The sequence below is a fragment of the Actinotalea soli genome (genome assembly GCF_017565425.1).
GTDB lineage: Bacteria > Actinomycetota > Actinomycetes > Actinomycetales > Cellulomonadaceae > Actinotalea > Actinotalea soli.
On sequence record NZ_JAGEMK010000009.1, the window covers coordinates 77,955 to 103,702 of the forward strand.

Annotated in this window: 22 protein-coding genes and 1 tRNA gene; 9 read left to right on the top strand and 14 right to left on the bottom strand. The window is 74.8% G+C overall.

The features are described from left to right. Positions 1-63: 63 nt before the first annotated feature. The 3 genes from J4G33_RS14460 to J4G33_RS14470 all read right to left on the bottom strand — a co-directional run bounded on the left by J4G33_RS14460 (position 64) and on the right by J4G33_RS14470 (position 4,060). Entirely contained in the window at positions 64-1,812 is a 1,749-nt protein-coding gene (locus J4G33_RS14460) for a chromosome partitioning protein (protein WP_208056695.1), read from the bottom strand. A 176-nt stretch (positions 1,813-1,988) separates the two neighbouring features. Beyond that, positions 1,989-3,461, bottom strand: coding sequence for a hypothetical protein (locus J4G33_RS14465; protein ID WP_208056696.1), 1,473 nt, complete (start codon positions 3,459-3,461; stop codon positions 1,989-1,991). Positions 3,462-3,493: 32 nt separating this feature from the next. Beyond that, positions 3,494-4,060 (bottom strand): RNA polymerase sigma factor, encoded by a 567-nt coding sequence (locus J4G33_RS14470; protein ID WP_307793922.1) that lies wholly within the window; start codon positions 4,058-4,060, stop codon positions 3,494-3,496. 129 nt (positions 4,061-4,189) lie between these two features. Between J4G33_RS14470 and J4G33_RS14475 the strand changes: the two genes are divergently transcribed. Together J4G33_RS14475 and J4G33_RS14480 are read left to right on the top strand one after the other, a co-directional pair. Continuing rightward, a complete protein-coding gene (locus J4G33_RS14475) occupies positions 4,190-4,399 on the top strand; it encodes a hypothetical protein (protein ID WP_208056698.1) in 210 nt (69 codons plus the stop codon). Between the two features lie 193 nt (positions 4,400-4,592). After that, complete coding sequence (locus J4G33_RS14480) at positions 4,593-5,843, top strand: diguanylate cyclase domain-containing protein (RefSeq protein ID WP_208056699.1); 1,251 nt, start codon at positions 4,593-4,595, stop codon at positions 5,841-5,843. A 160-nt stretch (positions 5,844-6,003) separates the two neighbouring features. Here the strand turns inward: J4G33_RS14480 and cspE are convergent, their stop codons facing one another. Next, positions 6,004-6,207 (bottom strand): transcription antiterminator/RNA stability regulator CspE, encoded by a 204-nt coding sequence (cspE, locus tag J4G33_RS14485; protein ID WP_208056700.1) that lies wholly within the window; start codon positions 6,205-6,207, stop codon positions 6,004-6,006. A gap of 201 nt (positions 6,208-6,408) precedes the next feature. On the opposite strand from cspE, the gene J4G33_RS14490 reads away from it, so the two are divergent. After that, positions 6,409-7,140: a glutamine amidotransferase gene (locus tag J4G33_RS14490; protein ID WP_208056701.1), complete on the top strand. Its 732-nt coding sequence runs from the start codon at positions 6,409-6,411 to the stop codon at positions 7,138-7,140. Between the two features lie 4 nt (positions 7,141-7,144). Here the strand turns inward: J4G33_RS14490 and J4G33_RS14495 are convergent, their stop codons facing one another. Together J4G33_RS14495 and J4G33_RS14500 are read right to left on the bottom strand one after the other, a co-directional pair. Further along, on the bottom strand, positions 7,145-7,498 hold the full coding sequence (locus tag J4G33_RS14495; protein WP_208056702.1) for a GntR family transcriptional regulator: 354 nt from the start codon (positions 7,496-7,498) through the stop codon (positions 7,145-7,147). Further along, positions 7,495-8,421 carry a hypothetical protein gene (locus J4G33_RS14500; protein WP_208056703.1) on the bottom strand — a complete coding sequence of 309 codons (927 nt, stop codon included), beginning with the start codon at positions 8,419-8,421 and terminating at the stop codon, positions 7,495-7,497. The genes J4G33_RS14495 and J4G33_RS14500 overlap by 4 nt, the downstream gene beginning before the upstream one ends. A gap of 130 nt (positions 8,422-8,551) precedes the next feature. On the opposite strand from J4G33_RS14500, the gene J4G33_RS14505 reads away from it, so the two are divergent. Then, positions 8,552-8,770 carry a hypothetical protein gene (locus tag J4G33_RS14505; protein WP_208056704.1) on the top strand — a complete coding sequence of 73 codons (219 nt, stop codon included), beginning with the start codon at positions 8,552-8,554 and terminating at the stop codon, positions 8,768-8,770. Positions 8,771-8,954: 184 nt separating this feature from the next. Continuing rightward, a complete protein-coding gene (locus tag J4G33_RS14510; protein WP_208056705.1) occupies positions 8,955-12,953 on the top strand; it encodes a S8 family serine peptidase in 3,999 nt (1,332 codons plus the stop codon). Between the two features lie 169 nt (positions 12,954-13,122). Here the strand turns inward: J4G33_RS14510 and J4G33_RS14515 are convergent, their stop codons facing one another. From J4G33_RS14515 to J4G33_RS14530, 4 genes are all read right to left on the bottom strand, one after another. After that, the gene (locus J4G33_RS14515) at positions 13,123-13,620 is read right to left on the bottom strand and encodes an ATP-binding protein (protein ID WP_208056706.1); all 498 of its coding nucleotides are present in this window, start codon (positions 13,618-13,620) and stop codon (positions 13,123-13,125) included. Between the two features lie 139 nt (positions 13,621-13,759). Then, entirely contained in the window at positions 13,760-14,086 is a 327-nt protein-coding gene (locus J4G33_RS14520; protein ID WP_307793923.1) for a hypothetical protein, read from the bottom strand. Then, positions 14,083-15,135 (bottom strand): Gfo/Idh/MocA family protein, encoded by a 1,053-nt coding sequence (locus tag J4G33_RS14525; RefSeq protein ID WP_208056707.1) that lies wholly within the window; start codon positions 15,133-15,135, stop codon positions 14,083-14,085. Before J4G33_RS14525 ends, J4G33_RS14520 begins: the two co-directional genes overlap by 4 nt. Positions 15,136-15,177: 42 nt before the next feature. Further along, a complete protein-coding gene (locus J4G33_RS14530) occupies positions 15,178-16,185 on the bottom strand; it encodes a hypothetical protein (RefSeq protein ID WP_208056708.1) in 1,008 nt (335 codons plus the stop codon). A 103-nt stretch (positions 16,186-16,288) separates the two neighbouring features. On the opposite strand from J4G33_RS14530, the gene J4G33_RS14535 reads away from it, so the two are divergent. From J4G33_RS14535 to J4G33_RS14550, 4 genes are all read left to right on the top strand, one after another. Beyond that, entirely contained in the window at positions 16,289-16,525 is a 237-nt protein-coding gene (locus J4G33_RS14535; RefSeq protein ID WP_208056709.1) for a hypothetical protein, read from the top strand. 312 nt (positions 16,526-16,837) lie between these two features. Further along, a complete protein-coding gene (locus J4G33_RS17650; RefSeq protein ID WP_208056710.1) occupies positions 16,838-19,744 on the top strand; it encodes a helix-turn-helix transcriptional regulator in 2,907 nt (968 codons plus the stop codon). A 91-nt stretch (positions 19,745-19,835) separates the two neighbouring features. Continuing rightward, positions 19,836-20,927 carry a non-homologous end-joining DNA ligase gene (ligD, locus tag J4G33_RS14545; protein WP_208056711.1) on the top strand — a complete coding sequence of 364 codons (1,092 nt, stop codon included), beginning with the start codon at positions 19,836-19,838 and terminating at the stop codon, positions 20,925-20,927. A 303-nt stretch (positions 20,928-21,230) separates the two neighbouring features. After that, positions 21,231-21,686: a pyridoxamine 5'-phosphate oxidase family protein gene (locus J4G33_RS14550; RefSeq protein WP_208056712.1), complete on the top strand. Its 456-nt coding sequence runs from the start codon at positions 21,231-21,233 to the stop codon at positions 21,684-21,686. A 37-nt stretch (positions 21,687-21,723) separates the two neighbouring features. Here the strand turns inward: J4G33_RS14550 and J4G33_RS14555 are convergent, their stop codons facing one another. The 4 genes from J4G33_RS14555 to J4G33_RS14570 all read right to left on the bottom strand — a co-directional run bounded on the left by J4G33_RS14555 (position 21,724) and on the right by J4G33_RS14570 (position 25,710). Beyond that, positions 21,724-23,418, bottom strand: a complete 1,695-nt coding sequence (locus J4G33_RS14555) for a DUF4153 domain-containing protein (RefSeq protein ID WP_208056713.1) — start codon at positions 23,416-23,418, stop codon at positions 21,724-21,726. 226 nt (positions 23,419-23,644) lie between these two features. Next, on the bottom strand, positions 23,645-23,878 hold the full coding sequence (locus tag J4G33_RS14560) for a hypothetical protein (protein ID WP_208056714.1): 234 nt from the start codon (positions 23,876-23,878) through the stop codon (positions 23,645-23,647). Between the two features lie 100 nt (positions 23,879-23,978). Beyond that, a tRNA-Thr gene (locus tag J4G33_RS14565) sits at positions 23,979-24,051 on the bottom strand. Positions 24,052-24,123: 72 nt separating this feature from the next. Continuing rightward, on the bottom strand, positions 24,124-25,710 hold the full coding sequence (locus J4G33_RS14570; RefSeq protein WP_307793924.1) for an alpha/beta hydrolase: 1,587 nt from the start codon (positions 25,708-25,710) through the stop codon (positions 24,124-24,126). Between the last annotated feature and the right edge of the window lie 38 nt (positions 25,711-25,748).

Genomic DNA, 25,748 nt, shown 5'->3' on the forward strand with positions numbered 1-25,748 from the left:
CCCTGGTTACTCGGTAACACGGGAGAGGTTACTCAGTAACGCGCACCTGTCAACGACCGGTGCTCACAGACCTTCGGCGACCGCGGCGGTGACGCGCAGCCAGGCCTCACGGCTCTCGGCCGAGAGGGCGTCGACGTCCAGGGGGCTGCCCGTCACGAGGGCGGGGTCGTAGGGCACGTCGAGCACGGTCCGCGTGAGCCGGCCGAAGTGCTCGTGCAGCCGAGCGGCGAGCTCGGGATCCCGCCGGACGGCAGGTGCCGAGAGCACCGTCACGGCGTTGCGGACGAGGTCCTCGTGGCCGGTGGCGCGCAGGGCGTCGACGGCCCAGGCGGCCGACTGGGCGGTGTCCTCGCGCACGGTCGAGACGATGACGACCTGGTCGGCGGCCTCGATCGCGGCCTGCCAGTTCGAGGCCCGCATGTTGTTGCCGGTGTCGACGACCATCACCCGGTAGAACCGCGACAGGGTGCGGTGCAGGGCGCGGAAGGCGTAGGCGTCGATCGAGGCTGCCGAGGCGGCGTCCTCGTCCGAGGCGAGGACGTCGAACTGCGCGGACCCCTGCGAGCGCACGTAGTTGTCCAGGTCCCCGACGCGGGAGGAGCCGGGGTCGGCGAAGCGGTCCAGGTCCTGCAGCAGGTTGACGGCGGTGTTGTGGTGCCGGGCCTGCTGCGAGCGCCAGCCGAGGGTGCCCCGGGTCTCGTTGTTGTCCCACGCGAGCGTGTAGCCGCCGCGGTGCTGCCCGAAGGTCGCCGCGACGAGCAGCGAGGCGGTCGTCTTGTGGGCCCCGCCCTTGGGGTTGATGACCACGACGGTGCGAGGACCGTCGAGGCTGCGCTGGACCGTCGCGACGGCCGCGCGATGGCGCTGCTCGGCGGGCCCGGGCCCGGGGGCGAGCAGACCGCCCGAGATCCGGCGCACCGTCGCCCGCCACCCCATCTCCGCGGGGCTCGCGTCGGGCTCCTCGCGGGCGGCGAGCAGGTCGGTCAGGGTCGGCAGCTCCTCCTCGCCGGGACCGCCGTCCTCGGCGGTCGCCCGGCCCGCGGGCCAGGTGCCCGGCCCGTCGCTGCCGGCCGCGACCTCGCCCTCGTCGGGGTCCGGCACTCGGGGCAGCTGACCGGTCGGGGTCTCCGACGCACCCTCGGTCGCCCCTCCTGCCGCTGCGGGGTGAGGCCGACCCGGCCCTGGAGCAGCAGGTGGTGGGACCGCGTGCCGCGTGGACCGGCGGGGCGGCACCCCGCCAGGGCCTGCCGACGGGGTCCTGCCGTGGGTGGGCACCGGGTTCTCCTCCCCGGCCGAGCCGGTCGTGTCGTCGGCAGGGCCGGCGGGCATGGTCGACGCGTCGCGCGTCGGCGCGGGCGCATCGTCGCGGCTCGTCCGCTCGTCGCGCGGCGAGGGGTCGCGCCGGGGGGCGGAGCTCACCCGGGGGAACGGGGGCCGCCCGGGGACCGGTCCCGGCCCGGTGAGGGGGCCACCTGGCCACCGCTGCTCGGGGACGGCACGTCCCTCGGCACCGGACCCTCGCTCGGCGCCTGAGCCCGAGGGGGGTGCGACGTCCCAGCGCACGTCGTCGACGTCGGGCTCGGGGAGCAACGAGCGCGGGAGCACCGGGGCCTCGGTGGTCTGGGCGGGCTCGGCCGCCGCGGCCTCGGCGCGGGCCCGGTCCTCGCGCTCGTTGGCCTCGCGCTCCTCGGCGGCGCGGAGCTCGCGGCGGGTCGGCGGGCGCGACGACGACGGCGACCGCCCGGCCACCGGCTCCTGCGCACCTTCGTCGTCCACGGATCTCCCCACGGCCTCGTCCTCGACGCCCGTCATGCGGCACCGAACCTACGCCGCCTGGCAGCCGCGCGCACCATCGGACCGTCAGGCGCGCCGCGCGGGAGCTCCATGAGGGCGGGACGCAGGGAGATCAGGATGTCACGGGAGCCCCGCCTCCGGCCCTGCGCCGACCGGGCCCGGGTGGCCCGGTGCCGGTCGGCGGCAGCCCGTGCTCAACCCGCCGGGGAGAGGTCGAGGTGGTCCTCGGTCACCGCGATCACGGACCAGGTCCCGCCGTCGGAGCCGGTGAGCTCGTAGGTCGGGACCAGCATCGCGGTGCCGTCGGCCTGGGTGTGCAGGGCGAGCCCGAGCCGCGCGTCGACGACCGTGACCTGCCGCACGGGCCACTGCACGGAGGCCCCGGGCTCGGCCCCGGCAGGCAGGCTCGGCTCAGCAGGCCCAGCCCCGCTCCCGACGCCGCCCCGTGGCATGACGGTCGCGGCATCCCCCTCGAGGCCGTACGCCCCCCAGAAGGGGGTCATCCCACCCCAGCCAGCACCGAAGCGCGGGTCCTCGAGGCGTTCGACGGCCTCGGTCGGGCTGACCACGGCGTACTCCCCGAGCGGGACGAGGGGCGCGAGGGAGCCGTGCAGGGTCTGGAGACCCCCGCCGGTGAAGGTCGCGCTCCAGGTCACCCCGGTGCGCTGGCCGTCGACGACCTGATGGGCGACGACCGAGCTCCACTCGGACTCGACGGCCCCCTCCACCCCTTCGGTGACGAGCTCGTAGCCCTCGGGGTCGAGCCCGAGGTCCCCGAGCACCTCGCGCAGGACGGCACCTGCCTCCTCACCCTGGGGTGCGGGGCCCAGGTCCCGTGTCGAGCAGTCCTGCAGCTCGTCGGCCGTCGGCTCCTCGGAGGTGCGGACCGCCAGGCAGGCCCACGGGTCGCGCTCGGGGTCGTAGAAGCTGAGGCTCACCATGCCGTCCGGGTACAGCTGGATGCTGGCCCCCGTGCCGTCCCGCGGACCGACCGAGAGCATGCCGTCGGCCTCGCTCACCTCGCCCTCGACGCCGAGGGCCCGGGCGGCGGTCGCCGCGCCCTCAGCGGTGAAGGCCGCCCCGGGGTCGAAGCCCCAGGCCGCGAGGGCGCCGCCGTCGGTGGGCAGCCCCTCGGCGGTGAAGACGGTGCGCCCGCCCCAGCCGGGCATGCTCAGCTCGGCGACCCGCCCTTGCTCGCTGAACGCGTGGTTGTCACCACCGATCACGCCCGTCAGTGGCTCCGGGCCGGACTCCTCCGTCGCTGCGCTGCTGTCCCCCGGCAGCCCCTGCATGCCGGGGGACCCTGCGCCGTCCTGCGCGGAGTTGAGGGAGATGACCGCGGCCGCCCCGCCCTCGTCCTGCTGGGACGGGCCCGCGGCGCCCAGGGCGTACCCCCCGCCTCCCCCGACCACGAGGGCCACGGCGGCGGCAGCGGCAGCCCGCGCGGGCCACGAGGTCAGGCGTCGACGGCGCGCCCGGGCCAGCTCGTCCCCACCGGCACCACCGTCAGGGCCGGAGCCCCCGGCTCCTGCGGCGGGAAGGTCGGCCCGCCGGCGCACGGCCTCCCGCAGCGCGGACGGGTCGGGCTCAGCGGTGGCCGCGGGATCGGCGCCGCGCAGCCGGGCGAGGGCGACGTCGTCTCCCTGGGCGGGGGGGTGGTCGTTCACGATGACCTCCAGAGGACCGGGACGCGGGTGCGTCACCCCGTCTGTGTCGTCCCCGCGCTCGGGCTTGCAGCGGAGCCCTCGCGGGAGCCCTCCCGGGCGTCGCGGGGTTCGGCGGGCTCGGGGGCGTCCTGCTGGGCCCAGACCTCTCGGAGCCGGGCGCGGGCGCGGGAGAGGGCGGCGTCAGCGCCCCCTCGACTGATCCCGAGCAGCTGGGCGAGGGCATCCCCCTCGACCCCCTCCCACGAGTGCAGCAGCAGGATCCTGCGGTCCCGGGCGGACAACGCCGCGAGGGCGCTGCGCACCTCCTCGTCGGCGAGGGTCAGGTGGGCAGGGTCGGCGTCGTCGACCTCCTCGGGGAGGTCCTGGACGGGGATCGCCCGAGCCTTGCGGCGGTGGTTGGCCAGCACGTAGCCGGCCGTCCGGTAGAGCCAGGGGAGCTCGGCGCCCTCGGGGACGTCCTCGCGGCGACGCCATGCGGTCACCAGGACGTCGGCCGTGAGGTCCTGCACGTCGTCGTGCGCGGCGCGGCGCGCGAAGTAGCGGTGCACCGCGGTGGAGTGCGCACGGAAGAGCGCCTCGAACCAGGCGTCGTCTCGCACTGCGGCTCCCCGGGGTCGACGGTCCACTACCCGACACTGTGTCGTGGCGGTGGCGGTCCTTGCAGGCCGACGCGCGGAACCTCGCGGACCGGCCTACCGTCGTGACATCCCCACACCCACGGAGGAACCATGACGGACCACCAGCACCGCAGCCCTGACGAGGACCCGCCGCTGACCGGCTCGGCCCCGGGCGGCCCCGACTCCCTCGAGGACCCCTCGGTCGACGAGGTACGTGGCGAGACCGACGAGACCGACGGTCCCGAGGAGCAGAACCTCCAGCACGGCCCGCCGGACCTCCAGGGCTCGGACGACGACCCGGCGAGCTTCCTCAACACCTGAGACGTCGCGCGATCCCGCTCGGTGGCCGCGGCAGGCAGGTACGATCGCCGCGCCGGGTGACCCCGCGTCACGACCCCGACCGTCCGACGGACCGGGGGCGCGGGCCGGTGGAGGTCTCGCAGGGTGACGGTCGACGCCGACCTCGGCCCCGGACCACCAGTCATCGCCCCGACCACCGAGGGGGTCCGCCGCCGTGCCCGACGCCGTCGTGCCCGAGGGGGCCGGTTCCGAGGACCTCACCGAGATCCTCGACCTGCTCAGCGAACGCATCGCCCGCTACCGGGTCTCGGACCTCGTGCTCGTCTACTGCAACGCCGCCTGGGCCGCCCAGCACGCGGCGACCCCCGACGACCTCGTCGGGCGCAGGCTCGAGGAGCTGCTCTCGCCCGCCGAGCTCGACGGGCTGCACACCCAGCTCGGGCGGCTGGGCCCCGACGCCCCGTTCCTCTACGACCCCGTCCCCCGGCCCGCACCTCACATCCCCGACCGATGGGTCGAGTGGGCCGACCGGTGGCTCCCCGGCCCGGACGGGCCCCAGGTCCTCGCGGTCGGCCGCGACGTGACCGACCGGCATCGCGCTGAGGAGCAGCTCGCGGTGAGCGAGGCGCACTTCCGGGACCTGGCCGACCGGTCGGCCGACGTGGTGTGGCGCGTCAGCACGACCCCCGGGCCGTGCCTGAGCTACCTCAGCCCCTCGGTGCACACCCTGACGGGCTGGACGGCCGAGGACTTCGGTGCGGACCTCGAGCACCTGGTCGCCGTGGCCGACGAGGACGGCAGGGAGCTCCTCGGCGAGGCCATGGCCGGTCTGCCCATCCCCGAGCGGTACGACCTGCGCCTGCGCCGACCCGACGACACGTGGGTGGTGCTCGAGGTGCAGATGACCCGCCTGCGCGACGGGCTGCAGGGGATCGCACGGGACGTGACCGAGATCCGCAGCCTGCAGTCCGACCTCGCGCACCTGGCCCTCCGGGATCCGCTGACCGGCCTGGCCAACCGCCGACTCCTGGACCTGCTGCTGCGGGCGGCCCTGGCCCGGGTGCGCCACTCGGGGGGCAGCCTGATCGCGACGTACGTGGACCTCGAGGACTTCAAGCTCGTCAACGACAGGTACGGCCACCAGGTCGGTGACGCGGTGCTCGTCGAGGCCGCGCGCCGGTTGTCGGCCGCGGTGCCCGAGGCCGACGTGGTCGCGCGCCTGGGTGGGGACGAGTTCCTCGTGGTGCACGAGTCGGGCGAGCCGACCGACCGCCCGGACGACCGTCTGCTCGCGGCCCTCACCCCGCCGTACCTGCTCCCCGACGGCACCTCGATCCGGTGCGGGGCGACCATCGGCGTCGCGACCACGGCCGGGACGGGCGGGCAGGACGCCGGCCCCACGACCAGCGAGGGCCTGATCGCGGCCGCGGACGCCGCGATGTACGCCGCCAAGCCGGGGCGCTAGCTCTCCACCCTGCTCATGCCGTCCCCGCGATCGCGGCAACCACGTCCCGTCTGGGCAAGTCCTTGCCAGCATGGCCGGACGTAGACGCACGAAAGCCCCGGTCACGGGGACCGGGGCTTTCGTGGTGTCGTTCAGCGGGCCTGAGCCCGGAGCACGAGGATCAGAGCGGCGTGATGTTCGCGGCCTGGGGACCCTTGGGGCCCTGGTTCACCTCGAACTCAACCTTCTGGTTCTCCTCGAGCGTGCGGTAGCCGCTCGTCGTGATCGCCGAGTAGTGGGCGAAGACGTCGGCGCCGCCGTCGTCGGGAGCGATGAAGCCGAAGCCCTTTTCGGCGTTGAACCACTTCACGGTGCCAGTAGCCATGAGAATCTCCTTCAGGAGGTCGGACGGACCCGCGTGTCGGGACCGAGTCAATCGCGGTGTTCGTCGTCCGCTCCTGGTAAGGAATTCATGCACCGGACCGGGGCCCAGCGCACTCAAGACGTGCAAGCACTGCAACTTCGAGTACGACAGTACCCCCCAGGGCGCGCAGCCGCTAGCCCCCCGTGCGGCTAGGGTCACGGCGTGAAGCCCTTCCTGCTCATCTCGACCCGCGCCGAGGACGACGCGGCGGCGAGCGAGCACGCGGCCATCGCCCGCTTCGGGGGGCTGGACCCGGCCGAGCTGGACCACGTGCGGCTCGAGGCCGGCCCGCTCCCCCCGGTGGACCTCGACGCGTACTCGGGGATCGTGCTGGGCGGGAGCCCGTTCACCACGAGCGACCCGGACGAGGACAAGTCCCCCGTCCAGCATCGCGTCGAGGCCGAGCTCGGCAGGCTCCTGGACGAGATCGTCGCGCGGGACCTGCCCTTCCTCGGCGCCTGCTACGGCGTGGGCACCCTCGGGGTCCACCAGGGCGGGGTGGTCGACCGCACCTACGGCGAGCCGGTCGGAGCAGCGCCGATCACCCTCACCGAGGCAGGACGGGCGGACCCGGTCTTCGGCGGGCTCCACAGCACCTTCCCGGCCTTCGTCGGGCACAAGGAGGCCATCCGCACCCCGCCCCCCGGGGCAGTGGTGCTCGCGACCTCGCCGTCCTGCCCGGTGCAGGCGTTCCGTCTGCGCCAGAACCTCTACGCGACCCAGTTCCACCCCGAGCTCGACGTGCCGGGGATCGTCGAGCGGGTGCGCATCTACCAGCACTCGGGCTACTTCCGCCCGGACGAGCTGGACGACGTCGTCGCGGCGCTGCAGGGCGCGCAGGTCGACGAGCCGCCCAAGATCCTCACGGCCTTCGTCGAACGCTACGCACGCTGAGGGCTCAGCCCTCCAGGGCTGACCGGACCAGACGGACCGCGTTCTCGGCGTCGAGCCCCAGCTCACGGACCCGGCGCACGTACTGCCGGGCCGCGATCTCGCCCTCGCGGTCACGGTCGGCCCCGCGGACCGCGACGAAGGTGCCCCGACGTCCCTGGGTCTCGACGACCCCGGCCTGCTCGAGCTCGCGGTAGGCCCGCGCCACGGTGTTCGCCGCCAGACCCAGGTCGTCGGCCAGCCGGCGCACGGTCGGCAGCCGGTGGCCCGGAGGCATGGCCCCCTCCTCGGCCATCGCCTCGATCTGCTGCCGCACCTGCTCGTAGGGCGGCACGTGCGAGGTCGGGTCCACGACGATCACCGGCGCACCCCGTCCTGACCGACCGGCCACAGCCGACGGCGCACGTGGCCCTGAGGGTCGAGGACCAGGCTGATCAGCGCGGTAAGGACCAGCGCGCCCAGAAGGACGAGGAAGAGCCCGTTGACCAGCCCCACCGCGGGGTTCGCCGGCCAGCCACCCTCGAGACCGTCGGCGACCAGCCCGAGCAGGCCGATCGAGCCGAAGCACCCGATCACGAGGGCGACCGTGACGAGGTCACGCACGGTCCGTGCGCGCAGGGCGTCGTCCCACGCGAGCTCGAGGGTGCTCGCCGCGACCTGACGCCGGGCGACCACTCTCCGGGAGGCGAGCTCCTCGAGCAGCACGACGAGGGGTGGGACCAGGACCGCCAGGACGACCGCCCCCCACGGCATCGGGCCGAGGTCCATGATCCCGCTGCTGTGCACCAGCGCGAGCCCCGCCGCGACGAGCACCGAGACCCCTGCCGCGACCCACGCGCCTCGGCGCTCGTGCGGGGCGACGTAGTCCTCGACGCTCGGGGTCGTGGTCCGCGCCAGGCGCGGGCCGTCCGGCACGGGCCGCATCGCCTCGCGCCAGGCCACCACGCCGTAGCCGACGGCGTGCCCCGCGAAGAACCCCATCACGACGCCGATGACGCCGTAGCTCGACACCCCGTACCCCTCGGCGTCCGAGACCAGCCCGGGGCCGAGGGTCGCCACCAGCAGCACGGTGAGCCAGACGCCGACGACGGCCCCGAGGGCGCCGGTCCGCTCCCGGTGCGCCAGACGGACCGCGACCCGCTCTCCCAGCTCGCCCTCGAGGGCGAGGTCCACCTTGCGGGCGTAGCCGTGGGCAGCCCGCGAGGCAGTGCTCGTCCCGGTGAAACGCACCCACGTCGCCACGGCGAGGACCGTGAAGACCCCCGCGAAGATGATCGTCTGCATGGCTCCCTCTTTCTGTACTAGGTCTGTATCAACGTAGCACTACAGTTTTGGTACAGACAAGCGGGTGAATCCTGCACGACCCGTGCGCGCCACACCTCAAGACCTCGCACCACGGGCCGATCCTGTGAACGTGAACACGAACCTGGTCGGTGACTCCACCCCCCTCGCCACGACCGCACCCGAGGGTGCCGTCCTCGCCCTCACGGCGCGCTCGGGGCCGGTGCCCTGCGCCGCGCGCCCCTCGACCGGGTTCATCCATCGCGACGGCCCCTGCCGCTGCTTCTTCGGCGGACCCGGCCCCGAGTTCGCCCCGGTCCGCGAGCTCGAGGGCCTGCTCGCCGCCTGCTGAGGACCGCGCGAGTCATAGCAACTACGACACGCCGAGACAGCCCGACTTCACCCGCGATCTTCACCCGCCGTCCTACTGTGCGTCGCGAGCCGTCGCGTCGCCGTGGGGGGCAACGCCAGTCGCTCGACCGACCTCCACGACCTCCAGGCTCAGCACATCCGCCACGCCGAGAGTGGAGAGCTCTGTGAGCCGTCGTCGTCCCGTCCTGGCCGCTGTCACCTGCGCCGCCCTGACCGTCCCGCTGACCCTCGGGACGGCGCACGCGGCCCCGGCCCCCGAACCACCACCACCCACCGGGGAGGGCGTCGAGCTCGCGACCGGCGCCGACCTGACCCGGCCGGGCGGCACCGCCGAGCGCCTCGCCCAGGCCTGGGGCGGCTCGGCCGGGGACGTCTCCCCCGCGCTGCTCGAGGCCGAGGGGCAGGTCACCGCCTTCGTGCAGCTCGACGCCCCCTCGGGGGTCGAGGCCGCCCAGGCCGGGGCCGACGTCGAGGCCGCCGTCGACCAGGTCGAGGCCCTCGCCGAGCAGGTCGTCCCCCAGGAGGCCACGGCCGCGAGCCCGGGGGCACGCAGCACCGCGAGCGACGAGCCCGCGCGCCTCTCGGTCACCGCGAACCTCGTGGCCGGGATCACCGTGAGCGGTGACGCCGCCCGCATCCGCGCCCTCGCCGGCCAGGACGGGGTGACGGCGGTGCACCTCGTGGTCCCCAAGGAGCCCACCAACAAGGGGGCCGACGTCTTCACCCGGGCGCAGCAGACCTGGGAGGCCACGGGTCTCACGGGTCAGGACGTCACCATCGGGGTCATCGACACCGGGATCGACTACACCCACGCCAGCTTCGGTGGGCCCGGGACCGCTGAGGCCTACGCCGCGGCGTACGGCGAGGACGGCACCGGACCGGTGCCCGAGGACCTCCTCGACACCACCAAGTACCTGGGCGGCTGGGACTTCGCCGGCCCTGACTACAACGCGAACCCCGCGGCCACGACGCCAGGGGCCACGACCGTCCCGACCCCCGACGCCAACCCGATCGACGCCCCCGACGCGAGCCCCAACGGCGGCCACGGCACCCACGTCGCCGGCTCGGCCGCCGGGTTCGGCGTGCAGGCCGACGGCACGACCTTCCGCGGGGACTACGCGACCTCGCTCGACCTGACCGACTGGGAGGTCGGGCCCGGCACCGCCCCCGAGGCCGGGGTCTACGCCCTCAAGGTCTTCGGCGACAACGGCGGCAGCACCGGCCTGGTCATCGACGCCCTCGAGTGGGCCGCCGACCCGAACGGCGACTTCGACTACAACGACCGCCTCGACATCGTGAACCTCTCGGTCGGCTCGGACACCAGCCCGGCTGACGACCCCGAGAACCTCTTCATCGACCGTCTCGCCGACCTGGGCGTGCTCGCGGTGATCTCCTCGGGCAACGGCGGGGACGTGACCGACATCGGCGGCAGCCCGGGCAACGCCCGCAGCGCGCTGACCGTCGCGAACTCGATCGCCGACACCCAGACCTACGACGCGGTCGACGTGCTCGAGGCCCCGGACCCCGCGCTCGTCGGCCAGCACTCGGCGCAGAACAGCATCTTCTACACGGGCACCGAGGACGTCACCGCCCCCGTGGTCTACCTGGGCGACGGGGTCACGGGCTGCGCGCCCCTCGACGCCTACGCCGACCAGGCCGCCGGCGCCATCGTCTGGCTCTCCTGGGACGACGACGACACGACCCGCGCCTGCGGCAGCGTCGCACGGTGGGACAACGCCGAGGCCGCCGGCGCCGCCGGTGTCCTCATCGGCACCGGTCTCCCGGTGTTCAGCGCCGGCATCGCGGGCAACGAGGGCATCCCCGGGGCCCAGCTGACCGCGGCCTCGACCGACGCCCTGCTCCCCGCCATCCAGGCCGGCGGGGTCGTCGCCACGGTCGGCCCCTCGCTCGCCAACGCGGCCTTCGTGACCGACGAGTCCCTGGCCGACACCCTGGCCGCCAGCTCCTCGCGCGGGGTGCACGGCTCCCTGGGCGTCCTCAAGCCCGACGTCGCCGCCCCCGGCACGCTGATCTCCTCGGCGTCCTCGGGCTCGGGCACCGGGGCCAGCACCAAGACGGGTACGTCGATGTCCGCCCCGCACGTCGCGGGCATCGCTGCCCTCGTGGCACAGGCCCACCCGGGCTGGACCCCGCAGCAGGTCAAGAGCGCCGTGATGAACACCGCGACCCACGACGTGTTCAGCGACCTCGACCGGTCAGGTCCCGTCTACGGGCCCGAGCGCGTCGGGTCGGGGCGGGTCGACGCCCTCGACGCCGCCACCACCGAGGTCCTCGCCTTCGCCACCGACGACGCCGCCCTGGTGTCGGTGACCTTCGGCGTGGTCGACGTCGGCGCCGAGACCCTCGTCGACCGTCGGACCGTCACGGTGCGCAACACCGGTGACACGGCCCGCACGTACGCGACCTCGGTCTCGCAGGCCACGACCGCGGGGGGCGCGAGCATCACGGCCGCCCCGGCGAGCATCACGGTCCCGGCCGGCGGCAGCGCCACGGTCACCGTCACCCTGACCGCGGACCCCGCCTCCCTCGAGCGGGAGATCGACCCGACCTCGCAGGAGGCCTACGACCTGGGCATCCCGATCCCGCGGGAGTTCGTGGCCGCGGTCTCGGGGCGGCTCGTGCTCACCCCGGAGGGCGAGGGCGCCGAGGGCGAGCTGCGGGTCCCGGTGCACGCCGCACCGCGCCTGGTCAGCGACCTCGAGGCCCAGCCCGTCACGGTCTTCGAGGGCTCGACCTCCGCACCGCTGACCCTCACCGGTCGTGGTGTCGACACCGGCGGCTGGACCTCTCTGGTCGCCCCCTTCGAGCTGGTGGCCGAGAGCCCCCGGCTCGAGGACGACCCCTCCACGGGCACCTCGGCCTCCTCGGTCGCCGCGGCGGACCTGCGGTACGTGGGGCTCTCCTCGACGGCCCCGCAGCTCGAGGCCGTCGGTCAGGACCCGACGACCGGCTCGATCGGCGTGGGCATCGCGACCCAGGGCGAGTGGGCCAGCCTCGGCACGAACGTCGTGCCGATCGTCAACACCGACATCGACGGTGACGGGATCTGGGACCTCGAGACCTACGTCTGGAAGTACGCCCCCGACCTCGACTTCACCACGGTCGAGACCTACGCCCTCGGCTACGACGAGGCCACGGGCTACAGCCTGGGCGAGCTGCTCGAGCTCTCCCCGGTCAACGGTCTGTGGGCCGACACCATGACGACGGTCTTCGACAGCAACGTCACCGTCGTCCCGCTCGGGCTCGAGGCCGTGGGCATCACGGCCGGAGACACCCCGACCTTCGGGGTCGCCACCTACTCGCCGTACGCCCCCGACGCCACGGGGATCGTCGACGAGGTCGAGCCCTTCACCGCCGACCCCTTCGCCCCGGCGCTCTGGTTCGAGGCCGGCGCGGGCAGCGAGGACTCGCTGTGGTTCGTGGGCGAGGAGGGCAGCCCGTTCACGGTGCACCGCGAGGGCGAGGAGGACGAGCGTCTGCTCCTGCTGCAGCCGCTCAACGCCCGGGGCGAGCGCGCCCAGGTCGTCTCGGTGACCACGGGCACGGTCACCGAGACCACCACGGCCCTCACGGTCGACGGGGACCTCTCCACGGGCGAGGTCACCCTGACCGCGACCGTCGAGCCCGCGGCGGCCACCGGGCAGGTGCGCTTCCTCGACGGGGAGACCGAGCTCGGCGCGGCGCCGGTCGAGGAGGGGGTCGCGACCCTCGGGACGACCCTCGCCGTCGGCAGCCACGACCTCGTGGCGGTCTACGAGCCGGACAGCGGGGCCTGGGCGCCCTCGACCTCCGAGGTCGTCACGGTCGAGGTGGTCGAGGTGCCCGAGCTGGCCGGGTCCGTGCTCAAGGCCGCCGTGCCCGGCACCGCCCTGCACGGCCTGCCGATCCCGGTGGTCGCCACGGTCCGCACCGACGGGCCCACGCCCAGCGGTCGGGTCGAGGTCTCCTCCGGCGGGGCCGTGCTCGGCGGGGCGCGGGTCGTGGCCCAGGGCCGGTCGGGTGTGGCCGTCGCCGTCCTGCCCCCGGTCCTCGCACCGGGCACCCACGAGCTCACGGTGACCTACACGGGCAACGACGAGGTCGCGGCCTCCTCGGTGACCAAGCGGGTCAGGGTGATCTCCTGGGGCCCGTGGGGTCGATGACCTGACCCCGCTCCACCGGTAGACGCCGTGGGGCCGGTCCCGCTCGACCGAGCGGGACCGGCCCCGCGGTCGTGTCAGCCCTGAGGCACGGAGGGACGCAGGGGGAGCCGAGACAGCTGGTGCCGAGGACGTGGGTGCTGCGGCGCCGTCCGCCCCGGTGCGGGACGGCTCAGAACTCGTCGAGCTCGAGCTCGTACCAGACGGTCTTGCCGCCGTCCGCGTGCTCCTCGACGCCCCAGCGGGAGGACATCGCCTCGACGATCGCCATGCCGCGGCCGTTCGGGGCCGAGGGGCCGTTGTGCATCACGACCGGGTTGGTCGCGCTCGCGTCGCTGACCGAGACGCGCACCGCGGTCTCGGTGTGCCGCATCTGGACGCCGATCGCGACGCCCTGGGGGCCGTGCAGCACGGCGTTGGCGAGCAGCTCGCTCGAGAGGAGCTCGAGCACCTGGTTGGCCATCCCCGTGATCCCTCGAGCGGCGGCGGTGCTGACCACCCAGTGCCGACCCACGGCGACGGACTGCCGCTGACCGGGGAGGACGAGGCTGTCGGCGTCGTCCTCGGGCAGGTCCGCATCCTGGGGCTCGTCAGGTCCGTCAGGGCCGGCCCCGCCCACCAGGCGGAGCGTGCTGCCGGACGAGGTTCGCCGGGCGCGGTCGCCGGTCACGCGCACCTCCTGAAGTTCTGGTCGAGGGTCCACTCCGTGTCTCGGAGAACCCTCCCAGGGTGAGGCATCGACACGATCCCGGCGCGCCGAGGCGATGCCGATCCGTGACGCGCCGCGCCCACCCACGGTGCTCCCACGGTCAGTACCGCGGCTCGATGAGTCGGGGGATGCCCGCCGGCGCTGCCGTCGAGAGCTCGAGGTACTTGGCCTCGGCCCGGTGCAGCCGCACGTGCTCGTCGATGGTCCAGGTGGGGCCGTTCCGCAGCACCGTGCCGCACGAGCACTCGAGCCACAGCGTGCCGTCGGGGTCCGCCCGCAACGTGCCCACGGTGTAGTGCGTCGAGCGGGCGCGGGCCTTGGCGTCGCGCAGGGCTGCGCTCACCGGCTCCTCGGCCGGGGTTGCCGTCTCCCGGTGCACCTCGCCGCCGTCCCGGGCGGACGGGCGCGGGGGCGCGTCGTCGCTCACGGCACACGATTATCCACGGGGGGCGGCTGCACGCCACCCGCGCCCCCAGCGGCCTCGCTCGCCCCGGCGGCCTCAGAGCGGTACCCGGCCAGCAGGGTGTCGACCACCCGCGCGGTCCGCAGGGCGCTCTCGCCCGTGCTGGGGCTCTCACCGCGGCCGAGCAGGGAGTCGACGACGGCCTGCACCAGGGGCAGCTGCACGGGTGTCGGGTAGGGCGCCTCCACCAGCCGCTCCCCCGCGGCGGTGCGGACCCGCAGGGGTTCCTCACCGAGGGTGCTGAAGGCCACGCTGCCCCGGCTGCCGACGATCTCGACCTCGTCGAGCTCCTGACCCGCGTCGAAGCACCACAGCCCGACCCCGTCGACCCCCGTGGCGTGCCGGAACGAGGCCGTGACGACGTCCTCGGCCGCGTGGTGCCGGCCGCGGTTGGCCGCCGTCCCGGTCACGGAGGTCACCGGGCCGAGGAGGTGGTCGAGCAGGTCCAGGGTGTGCGAGCCGAGGTCGACCAGCAGCCCGCCGCCCGAGATCTCCGGGCGCACCCGCCAGGGTGCCTGCCCCTCGGGCCAGGTCTCGGCCCGCTTGAGCAGGCGGACCGTGACGGCCCGCGGCTCACCGATCGTGCCGTCGCGCAGCAGCTCCGCGACACGGGCGAACCGAGGCATGGCACGCCGGTAGTAGGCGACGTGCAGCGGCACCCCGGCGGCGGCGCAGGCCTCGATCATCGCGGTGCACTCGGCGGCCGTGCGGGCCATCGGCTTCTCGACGTAGACGGGCTTGCCCGCGGCGGCAGCCCGCAGCACGTAGTCGGCGTGCGAGTCCGGCGGGGTCGCGACGTAGACCGCGTCCACCTCGGGGTCGGCCAGGAGGGCGTCGCCGTCGTCGTACCAGCGCGGGACGCCGTGCCGGCGCGCGTAGTCCGCAGCCTTGGCCCCGTCGCGGCGCATGACGGCCACCAGGGAGGAGCCCTCGGCCTGCTGGAAGGCCGGCCCGCTCTTGACCTCGGTGACGTCGCCGACGCCGATGATCCCCCAGCGCACGTGGTTCTCCATGACCTCGAACCTAGCGTCTGGGCCGGCGCTCAGGGGGCCACCTCAGGCAGCGCGACCTCGCAGGGCCTCGGGGAGCTGTGTCGCAGCCCGGGAGGCGGCCGGGACGGGGAGCACGAGCGAGGTCTCCCCGAGGCGCACGCTGACCACGGTGACGTCGGCGTACCGCGGGTGCGCACCGGTCGTGACCTCGTCGACCCGCGCGAGGGGCAGCACGGTGCGCTCGATCGAGTGCACCGGGCGCCGTCCGCGCAGCCACCACTCGCGTCGGTGCACGAGCTGCAGCTCGTCCTCGCTCCGGCACACCACGGCCCCGTGCAGGGTCATCGGCCACGCCGCGTGCGCGAGACCTGCCGCCGCGCCCCCGGCCCCCGAGCCCAGCGGGCGCACCACGGTCCGCGGGTGGGCGGCGAGCAGCTCGACCCCCTCGCGACGGGCCAGGTCCCGGTAGGCGGTCACCAGGGCGACGTCCTGGTCCCCGAGGTCGGCGAGGTCGAGGGCGAGGCCCTGGTGACGGGACGAGCCGTGAGCGGAGGCGCTCGCGGTCGGCTCGTCCTCGACGCGGGGCGAGCCGACCGGGCCCGACCGGTACAGCCCGCGGACCTGGTCGACCAGCCCCAGCACGACGTCGTGCGAGGCCCCGTTGTAGCGGACGGCGACCACGGGGTTCTGCCCGGCAGGCCTGCCCGCCCCGGCCACCCCCGCGCCGTCCCGCGTGGTGAGGTGCACGGCGAGACGGGCGTCGAGCAGGTTGACGCTGTCGACCACCGCGGCGACCTGCTCGGGGGGCACGTGCCGGGTGCTGTGCGTCTCGCCGCGGCGGCTCAGCACCGTGAGACCCGTGGCGTCGACCACGAGGAGGTGGTCGTAGAGGTTCATCGCGGGGTTCGCGTCGCGACGCGCGATCCGCCGGGGGACCTTGAGGACCAGCCGGGCCGAGGCCAGGTCGAGGGGATGGTCGCGGAACAGCGGCGGCACCTCGTCGGGGCTCGTGACCTCGTAGACCCACGGGCCGAACGCGTCGTACTCGGGACTCCTCATCGAGTGCTCCATCTCCTGACGGTACGCCTGCGGAACCCCGCGCGGGGGCGGGGTCGCGCACCAGTTCGCGCCCGCGTGGTTCCCAGAAGGCTCCAGGAGGAGGACAGTAGGGGTGATGCCCTCCAGACCTGCCGGCAAGCGCCGGTACCTCGCCACCAGTCCCTTCAACGCTGCCCGTGAGGCCGCTCAGGCCAAGATCGTGCCCATCCCCGTCGGCGCCCGCGTCTCCCACGAGCGTCACGGCATGGGTCGCGTGGTCGCCCTCGACGGCACCGAGGCCGTCATCGTGGACTTCGGCGGCGGGCAGCACCTCCGCGTCGCCCTCGACAGCCCTCGCCTCGAGGTGCTCTGAGGTACCTCAGACCGGGAGCCCCGCCCTCCACCCCGGCACAACCGGTCACCTGACCGATCCGCGCCCCCTGCCCTCAGCGGCAGTGTCGACCTCACCGGTCGGGCCCCGACCGGAGGACGGTCGGAGGATCACGATGTCAGGCTTCATGTGGGAGACAGCGGTGCGGGCCGAGAGCGCGTACCGGATCGAGCAGCTCGCGGCCGACGGGGCACCACGGCACCCCCGCGCCCCCCAGGACCGCGCACCCCGCCGTCGGGCCTCCCGGTGGGCGTCACGATCCACGCGTCGGCAGGTGGTGCCAGGATCGGGGGCATGGCCCGCAACCAGGTGAGCGCGACCTTCGTCGGCCGGCACCCCCAGGTGGAGGCCCTCACGGCTGCGGTGCACCGGGCGGGGGCCGGCGTCCCGGGTGTGGTGCTCGTCGGGGCGGACGCGGGGGTCGGCAAGACGAGGCTGCTGGCCCGCCTGACCGAGGTGGCCCGCGCCGCCGGGGCGGTCCCCGTGACCACCCACTGCGTGGACCTGGGCGAGGTCGGCCTGCCCTACCTGCCTTTCGCCGAGGCCCTCGCCCAGCTCAGGGCGGACCCGGCGCTGCGCGAGGTGGTCGACCAGGTCGTCACCGAGCGCCCCGCCCTCGCGCGGCTCCTGCCCGCGCACGGCACCCCGCCCCCCGATCCGGCCGACGACGGCGGCACCCGGCTCCAGCTCTTCGACGGGATCGCCGCGGCGCTCGGAGCCGTGGGCTCGGCCGGCGCGCCCCTGGTCCTCGTGGTCGAGGACCTGCACTGGGCGGACTCCTCGAGCCGCGACGTGCTGCGCTTCCTGGTGGCCCGGCTGCGCACCGAGCACCTGCTGGTCGTGCTGAGCTATCGGACGGACGACCTCCACCGCCGCCACCCCCTGCGCCCCGTGCTCGCCGAGCTGTGGCGCCACCCGCGGGTCGAACGTCTCGACCTGCCCCCCTTCACCTCGACCGAGCTGCACGAGTTCGCGGCGGCCGTCACCGGCGCACCGGTCCCCGACGCCGTGGTCGACCGGGTGATGGAGCGCTCGGCCGGGAACGCGTACTTCGCCGAGGAGCTCCTCGAGTCGGGGCCGGGCGCGGGCGGGCTGCCCTGGACGCTGAGCGACGTCCTGCAGGCCCGCGTCGAACGGCTCGACCCGTCCGTGCAGGAGCTCGCCCGCGTCGCCTCGGTGGCCGGCCGCACCGTCGGCGAGCCGCTGCTCCGCGCCGTGGCCGGGTCCCGGCTGCCGGTGGAGGAGCTCGACCGCGCGCTCCGGGAGGCCGTGGAGGCCCAGGTGCTCGGCGGGGAGGACGGCCGCATCGCCTTCCGCCACGCCCTCCTCGCCGAGGCGGTCTACGGCGCGCTGCTGCCCGGGGAGCAGGTGGCCCTGCACCGGGCCTACCGGGACGCGCTGCAGCAGGACCCCCGGCTGGGCTCGACCGCGCAGCTGGCGCACCACGCCCACCGCGGCCAGGACCTCCCCACGGCCCTCGCCGCCTCGATCGACGCCGCCCGGGAGGCGGGCCGCCTCCTGGCCCCCGACGAGGAGCTCCGCCACCTCGAGACCGCGCTGCGCCTCTGGGACGGGGTCCCTGATGCCGCGGCCCGCGTGGGGACCGACGAGGCGGACCTGACAGCCGCCGCGGCGAGCGCGGCGAGCCGCGCCGGTCACGACGCCCGAGCGGTGCTGCTCGCCCGGCAGGCGGTCGCTCTCGCGACCGACCTCCCCGCGCGCCAGGCCCAGCTCCGCTCCCGCCTGGCGCTGTACCTGCTGGGCGCGGCCCGGGACGCCGAGGCCCTCGAGGAGGCCGCGCACGCCCTCGAGACCCTCGAGCGCCCGCCCTTCCCCGGACCGGACCTCGGCCGGGCCTGGGCTCTGGCGATCCACGCCCGGGCAGCCACCTCGATGGACGAGGACGCCGCCGCCGAGCGCAGCGCACGCCTGGCCGTGGACGAGGCCCGGGCGCTGGGCGCCCCGGCCGTCGAGGCCGACGCCCTCGCGACCCTCGCGGTGCTCGTGGTCGACGACCAGCCCCGGGCGGCGGCCCTGCTCACCGAGGCCGGCGACCGCGCCCGCGAGGCCGGGGACCTGGTGACCGAGGTGCGCTGCGCCTACAGCCTCGCGGCGAACTACTTCTACGCGGGGGACCTCGAGCGCGCGGTCGACCGCGTGCAGGCAGGGCTCGACCTCTCCCACACCTCGGGCCTCACCTGGAGCGCCTACGCGGTGCAGCTGCACCTGCTGAGCGAGCTGCTGAGGTTCACCCGTGGCGACCTGGGCCCACCGGTGCCGTGGGACGGCGCCCCGCCCTCGGCCACCGTGCTGCTCGAGGCCGTCGCCCTGCATGCCGCCGTGGCCCGGGGGGACGGCGACGCCGTGGACCGGGGCGCCCGGCTGGCCCCGCTCGCCGACGGGGACCACCAGGTGACCCTCATCGCCGGTGGGTGCACGGTCGACGCCCTGACCTGGGCGGGACGTCACGAGGAGGCCGTGGCGCTCGCACGGTCGGTGATCGAGGAGGTGGGGCGGGCCTGGAGCGACTACTTCCTCGGCAGCATCTGGCTCGCGGCCCTGGGGCTGGGTGCCCTCGCCGACGCCCGGTCCGAGCGGGCCGCCGGGCCCGAGGAGGCTGAGCAGGCCGCGTGGTTCCTCGACCGGGCGCGGACCGCGGCCGGTCGAGGTCGACCCCGCGGCGGCCGGCTCGGACCTGAGGGCCGGGCCTGGCTCGCCCGGGTCGAGGCCGAGCACGCCCGGTGGGCACGTCAGAACGACCCTGCGCTGTGGGCGGGGGCGACCGACGCCTACGGCTACGGCCACCGCTACGAGCAGGCGCGCAGCCGCCGACGCCGGGCCGAGGCGCTGCTCGAGGCCGGGGAACGCGAGGCGGGGCTGGCCCAGCTCGTCGAGGCCCTGGCCGAGGCCCGGGAGATGGGCGCGGCACCCCTGGTCGCGGCGTTGGAGAGCCTGGCGCGGCGCAGCCGGCTCGAGGTGCCGGGAGCCCGCACGACCACGGACCTGCTGACCCCCCGTGAGGCCGAGGTGCTGGCCCTCGCGGCCCAGGGGCTGAGCAACCGGCAGATCGGCGAGAAGCTCTTCATCAGCGGCAAGACCGTGAGCGTGCACGTCTCGAACCTCCTGGCCAAGCTCGGGGTCTCGGGACGCGCCGAGGCCGTGTCCGTGGCCCACCGGCGGGGGCTGCTCGGCCCCGACTGACGGGCCCGCGACCAGCCCTGGATGCGCCCAGCCGTCCGACCCGCGCCGCGGACCCCTCGCCGTCGGGCCGTGCGAGGCCTAGCGTGAGGCCATGGCACGTGCGACGACGCCGGCGGTCGAGCTCGAGGCGGACGGCAGGACGGTGCGGGTCAGCAGCCCGGACCGGATCGTCTTCCCCCAGCGCGGCCTGACCAAGCTCCAGGTGGTCGAGTACTTCCTCGCGGTGGGCGGGGGGATCCTCGGCGCCCTGCGCGACCGGCCGACCACCCTCGAGCGCTGGCCCAAGGGCGTGATCGAGGGGGCGGTCATGGCCACCCGCGCCGACTCGCGCGGCGACGCGTTCTACCAGAAGCGCGTCCCGCAGGGCGCCCCGGACTACGTCGAGACCGCCCGCATCGCCTTCCCCTCGGGGCGCACGGCCGACGAGATCAGCCCGACCGAGCTCGCCGTCGTCGGCTGGGCCGCGAACCTGGGCACGATCACCTTCCACCCGTGGCCCGTCACGCGGGACGACGTCGAGTCCCCCGACCAGCTGCGGATCGACCTCGACCCGCAGCCGGGCACCGACTTCGACGACGCCGTGCGGGTGGCCCCCGAGGTGCGTGCCCTGCTGCACGAGCTCGGCATGGAGGGCTGGTGCAAGACCTCGGGCGGGCGCGGGGTGCACATCTTCGTGCCCATCGAGCCCCGGTGGACCTTCACGCAGGCCCGCCGCGCGACGATCGCCCTGGGACGTGAGGTCGAGAGGCGGCTGCCCGAGCTGGTGACCGTGCGCTGGTGGAAGGAGGAGCGGGGGGAGAAGATCTTCGTCGACTACAACCAGATGGCCCGCGACCGCACCATCGCCTCGGCGTACTCGATCCGCGCCAACCAGCGGGCCACGGTCTCGACCCCGGTCACCTGGGAGGAGCTGGGCGAGGTGCACCCGGACGACTTCGACGTGCTGTCGGTGCCGGCCAGGTTCGCCGAGGTGGGGGACCTCTACACCCCGTTGGTCGCGGGGGCCCCGGGGCGCTTCTCGATCGAGCCGCTGCTCGAGATGGCCGACCGCGACGAGCGCGACCACGGCCACGAGGACCTGCCCTACCCGCCCGAGTACCCCAAGATGCCGGGCGAGCCCAAGCGCGTGCAGCCCAGCCGCGCCAAGGACAGGGCAGCTGCGCAGGAGACGACCGAGGCCTGAGGCCGGGAGCCCGAGGCCTGGCGCGAAGGCCGCGAGCGGGGCCGGCGCGAGCGGGGCAGGTCAGGCTCCGCCGCCCGCATCCGGACATTAAGAGACCCGCTGCGCAGGGGGCAGGCAGCGGGTCTTGATTGAAGATTAACACTTCTTGCCGGCGGATGCACCCCCCGGGAGGACCCCGTGCGGCACGGTCGTCCCGCTGCCGGGCGACACCGTCAGGGACCGTGCGGCTAGCCTCGGCCCCATGCGTGCTCCCGTCCACGTGCCCTGCACCACTGCGGCCTCCCGTGCCGGGGGAGACACCCCATGACCCGCCCGCGGCCCCGCTCACGCGCGGTACGTATCGCCGACACGGTGGCGACGCTGAGCACCCCCGCCATCGACGTCTGGGTCGCGACAGCCTCCCCGGAGGGCAGGGCGCACCTCGTCCCGCTGACCCTGTGCTGGGTGGACGAGCGCGTCGTCCTCGCCCTCGACGGGTCGTCGTCGACCGCACGGAACCTGCGGGCCACCGGCACCGCACGGCTCGCCGTCGGCCCGACGCGGGACGTCGTGATGATCGATGCGGTCCTCGAGCACGAGGTGGACCAGGGCGCTGACGCGCGGCTCGGCGCGGCCTACGCCGACCAGGCCGACTGGGACCCGCGGGGCAGCGAGGGCTACGTCTACCTGGTGCTCCGGCCCGACCGGGTCCAGGCCTGGCGCGAGGTCGAGGAGGCCGCCGGCCGCGACCTGATGCGCGACGGGCGCTGGCTGGTCTGAGACCAGGCCTCGCCAGAGCGTGCAGGCCTGGTACGGCCTAGTACGTCGGCCCCGCGTCTCGGTAGCCACCCGGGCACGCGGGAACGCCGCCGTCGAGCGAGGAGCTCGCCGCGGCCCCGGTGGCGACGAGGTCGGCACCGAGGTCGACGGCCCTCGCGCGGGAGAGGTTCCACTCAGCCACCCCGGAGGACGGCGCGGGGACCGTCGCCTCCAGCAGGCAGCTGCGCCACGGCTCCTCGAGGTCGAGGACCGCGGGGACCACGTCGGCCGAGAGCCCGTACAGGTAGCCGAGGTCGAGGCCTGCGGCGAGCCCTGGTTCCGCGTCGGTCCCCCGGCCCTGCTGAGCCGAGACCTCGGCGTCGATGTTGTGGCGCAGGATCTGCGCGTCGGGGTTGATCACCGCGAGCCCGAGCACGGCGACCGCCACCACCTGGACCACGGCCCGCGGCAACCAGGCGCCCCGCCACCGGACCCCGGCGACCAGCACGAGCACGAGGACCACGCCCAGCACCACCTCGACCAGGACCGCGAGCATGCGCAGCCGGGTCAGGCCGAAGGCGTCGACGTACAGGTCCATGCGGCGCAGGGCCGCGGCCACCACCCCGAGGGTGCCCAGGCACAGGATCGCCAGGGCCACTCGGGTCACCACCCGCTCGCGCCGGGTCGAGCGGGGCGCGCGCCGGGCGGCGAGGGCCACGACCACGAGGGTCAGGGCCGTGGCCGCCACCAGCTGGCCGAAGCCCTCGCGGGCGTACTGGGCGTAGGTGAGGCCTGCCGTGTCGAGCACGTGCTGGTGCCCGCCGAGCAACGCCCCCACCTGCACCAGGACGAAGGAGAGCACCAGCCCGCCGAGGGCCAGCACCGGCAGCAACCACTCCCCCAGCCGCGCAGGCAGAGCCGCCGGCAGCCGCGCGTCGCGCCAGGACGGCGGCGCGAGCATCAGGTGCGCGACGCTCGCCACGGTCAGGGCGACGAAGGCCCCGACCAGCACCCGCGCGGGCAGCAGCTCGGGGGCCGAACGGGGCAGGTAGCTCGCGAACACGCGGTCGGCGCTCGCGAACAGCAGGCCGAAGACGAGCAGCAGCGCGACCGTGACGCCGACGCTGCGCAGCATCGTCGCGACCTGGTCCCGGCGGCTGCCCAGGAGGTTCGCGCCCCCACGCCCGAGCCAGCCCGCTGCGCGAGCTGCGCCAGCGGCCCAGCCGACGACGCCCAGCACGGTGGCCGGGGCGCTGCGGGCCCCCGTCACCACCGCACCCCCCGCGACCACGGCGACGAGCACGCAGAGCGCCGCGAGCCACGCGGCGTCCCGCACCGCGAGCACGGCCAGCAGCCCGACGACGAGGCCCACGGTCACCAGGTCCCCGACCGCCCGACGCCGCACGAGGGCCGGGACGGCGACCCCCGCGACGAGCACGCCGACCAGCGCCATGCCGAGTCCGACCCGGTGCCCCACCACGAGCCCGGCGGCCGCCAGACCCACCACGACCGCCGCGACCAGCACCCAGGTCGGCACCGGGTCGCGGCCAGCGGCCCAGAACTGCGCGAGGGGACCGGGTGGGTCGGTGGCCCGGCGCGGCAGGCTCGCGGGCGGCGGGGGCGCGGATGGCAGGGGCGCGGATGGCAGGGGCGCAGCCTGCGCCGGCGTCGCGCCCGGACGGGGAGGACCACCCGCCGGCACCGGCGCAGAGGGAGTGCTGCTGGCCTCGGAGGGAGTCCTGTGGTCGCTCATGATCGAGACGTTAGGGACTCACAGCCCGGCGCGGCGGCGTATGGCGCGGGGATCGCGGGCAGGTTGTGTGCGGCCCTGTGGAGAAGCTGTGAGGTCACGGGACGGTGATGCGGTGCTCCTCGAGGTAGGCGCGGGCGTTCTCGAGGATCGCGGGCACGATGGCGCTTCGGGCTGAGCCGGGCCAGCACGTCGCCACCGGTGGGTACGCCCGCCCCGTCCGTGTGTGTCAGGTCTCGCGCAGCCCCTCGTCGTCCTCGCGCACCCTGCCGGCGTACGCGGCGGGCAAGGTCCACCACACGACGCCGACGGCGACGCCGTTCACGAGGGTGAGGACCCAGGCGTCGTGCCGGAGGGAGTAGGCGTGCCAGCAGCTGAGCGCGACGTACGCGAGGGCGAGGGCGCGCAGCAGCCGCCGGTGTCGTGCGATCCACCGGACGACCGGGTGGGGAGGCTTGCCCATGGGTCGATGGTGCCGCAACGGCCGACCGCTCCAGGCTCCTGTCCAGAACGCGCACGACCCCGTCCCAGCACTACCGCTGGGACGGGGTCGTGACCTGCTGAGCCGCCTATCAGAATCGAACTGATGACCTTCTCATTACGAGTGAGACGCTCTACCGACTGAGCTAAGGCGGCGTGCCGTCGACGCCGGGGCGCACGACGAGCGGGGCCTACTGTACCGACCGTCGGGCGCTGGTCCAAAGCGGGTCAGCAGACCAGCCCGTCGGCCGGCAGCTCGCCGTCGACCAGGTAGTCGTCGACCGCGTCGGTCAGGCACTGGTTGGCGCGCCCGTAGGCCGTGTGCCCCTCACCCTCCCAGGTGACGAGGAGCCCGGACTCGAGCTGCTCGGCGAGGGCCTCGCTCCACACGTAGGGGGTGGCCGGGTCACCCGTGGTGCCGACGACGAGGATCGGCGGGGCGCCCTCAGCGGCGATGGGCCCGCGCTCCCCGACCGGCGCGACCGGCCAGGACTCGCACCCGATGCCGAGGGCGAAGTCACGGCCGAAGGTCGGCGCCTGGGCGGCGACCTCGTCGGCGAAGGCCTCGAGCTCCTCGAAGGTCCTCGAGACCACCGGGTAGTCCAGGCAGTTGATCGCGTTGAAGGCGACCATCTGGTTCGACTGGTACTCCCCGTCGACGGTGCGGTCGAGGTAGGCGTTGGCCAGGTCGACGAAGTAGGTGCCGGTGTTCTCGGTGATGGCCTCGGTCAGGGCCATGGTGAGCAGGGGCCAGTACTCGTCGTTGTAGAGGGTGACGACCACGCCGTAGAAGCCCAGCACGGCGTCGAGCTCGACGCCGTAGGCCGTCTCGATGGGGCGCCGCTCGATGCGGTCGAGCAGCGCGGCGATCTGAGCCTTGCCGTTCTCGGCGCTCCCGGTCAGGGGGCAGTCGGGCCCGGCCTGGCAGTCCTCGACGTAGGCGGTGAGGGCCGCCTCGAAGCCGACCGCCTGGCCGATGACCAGCTCGTCGTTGCTCGTCGAGGGGTCGAGGGCGCCGTCGAGCAGCAGACGGCCGACGTTCTCGGGGAACAGGTCGGCGTAGGTGGCTCCGAGGAAGGTGCCGTACGAGAAGCCCGCGTAGGCCAGCTTCTCGTCACCGAGCACCCCGCGCAGCAGGTCGAGGTCGCGGGCGGCGCTCACCGTGTCGACGGTCCCGAGGAGCGGGCCGGTCTGCTGGAGGCAGCCTTCGCCGAAGGCTCGCAGCGTCTCGCGGGCCGCGTCGAGGTCCTCCTGGTTGTCCAGGGGCGGGTCCGCGAGGAGGAAGGCGTCGACCGTCGCGTCATCCCCACAGCTCACGGCCGTCGAGTCACCCACCCCGCGCGGGTCGAACCCGACGACGTCGTAGGCCTCGAGGAGCCTGTCGCTGAAGACCTCGGTCGCGTACCCGACGAACCCGGCGCCGGAGGACCCCGGCCCGCCCGGGTTGATGAGCAAGGAGCCCAGCCGCTGCTCCTCCGCACCGGTGGCCACCGACCGGCTGAGTGCGAGGTCGATGCCTCCCGCCTCGAGGTCGTCCCAGTCGAGGGGGGCCCGCACGGTCGCGCACTCGAGCTCCCCGCACTCGGCCCACGCGACCTCCTGGCCGTAGTACTCCTCAACGGTGGTCAGCGCGGGGGCCGCCGTGCCCTCCGGGCTGCTCTCGGGGTCGGGGGTGGTCTGCTCGACCGGCGCGACGCACCCGGCCAGGGCGAGGGCCATGCCCGCGATCGCGGCCGTCAGCCCCCAGGGACGGCGACGGGAGCGCGGCGCGGCGAGGCCGACGGAGGGCAGGGCGGGGGTGAGGGCGAGCGGCACGGGGTAACGGTAGCCAATGGACCTGAGAGGTCCGGCAC

Excerpts from the sequence above, each read along its gene's own strand:
- J4G33_RS14460 (WP_208056695.1), bottom strand. The coding sequence starts at position 1,812 with ATGACGGGCGTCGAGGACGAGGCCGTGGGGAGATCCGTGGACGACGAA.
- J4G33_RS14475 (WP_208056698.1), top strand. The coding sequence starts at position 4,190 with ATGACGGACCACCAGCACCGCAGCCCTGACGAGGACCCGCCGCTGACC.
- cspE (WP_208056700.1), bottom strand. The coding sequence starts at position 6,207 with ATGGCTACTGGCACCGTGAAGTGGTTCAACGCCGAAAAGGGCTTCGGC.
- J4G33_RS14500 (WP_208056703.1), bottom strand. The coding sequence starts at position 8,421 with ATGCAGACGATCATCTTCGCGGGGGTCTTCACGGTCCTCGCCGTGGCG.
- J4G33_RS14525 (WP_208056707.1), bottom strand. The coding sequence starts at position 15,135 with ATGGAGAACCACGTGCGCTGGGGGATCATCGGCGTCGGCGACGTCACC.
- J4G33_RS14530 (WP_208056708.1), bottom strand. The coding sequence starts at position 16,185 with ATGGAGCACTCGATGAGGAGTCCCGAGTACGACGCGTTCGGCCCGTGG.
- J4G33_RS14535 (WP_208056709.1), top strand. The coding sequence starts at position 16,289 with ATGCCCTCCAGACCTGCCGGCAAGCGCCGGTACCTCGCCACCAGTCCC.
- J4G33_RS17650 (WP_208056710.1), top strand. The coding sequence starts at position 16,838 with ATGGCCCGCAACCAGGTGAGCGCGACCTTCGTCGGCCGGCACCCCCAG.
- ligD (WP_208056711.1), top strand. The coding sequence starts at position 19,836 with ATGGCACGTGCGACGACGCCGGCGGTCGAGCTCGAGGCGGACGGCAGG.
- J4G33_RS14550 (WP_208056712.1), top strand. The coding sequence starts at position 21,231 with ATGACCCGCCCGCGGCCCCGCTCACGCGCGGTACGTATCGCCGACACG.
- J4G33_RS14555 (WP_208056713.1), bottom strand. The coding sequence starts at position 23,418 with ATGAGCGACCACAGGACTCCCTCCGAGGCCAGCAGCACTCCCTCTGCG.
- J4G33_RS14560 (WP_208056714.1), bottom strand. The coding sequence starts at position 23,878 with ATGGGCAAGCCTCCCCACCCGGTCGTCCGGTGGATCGCACGACACCGG.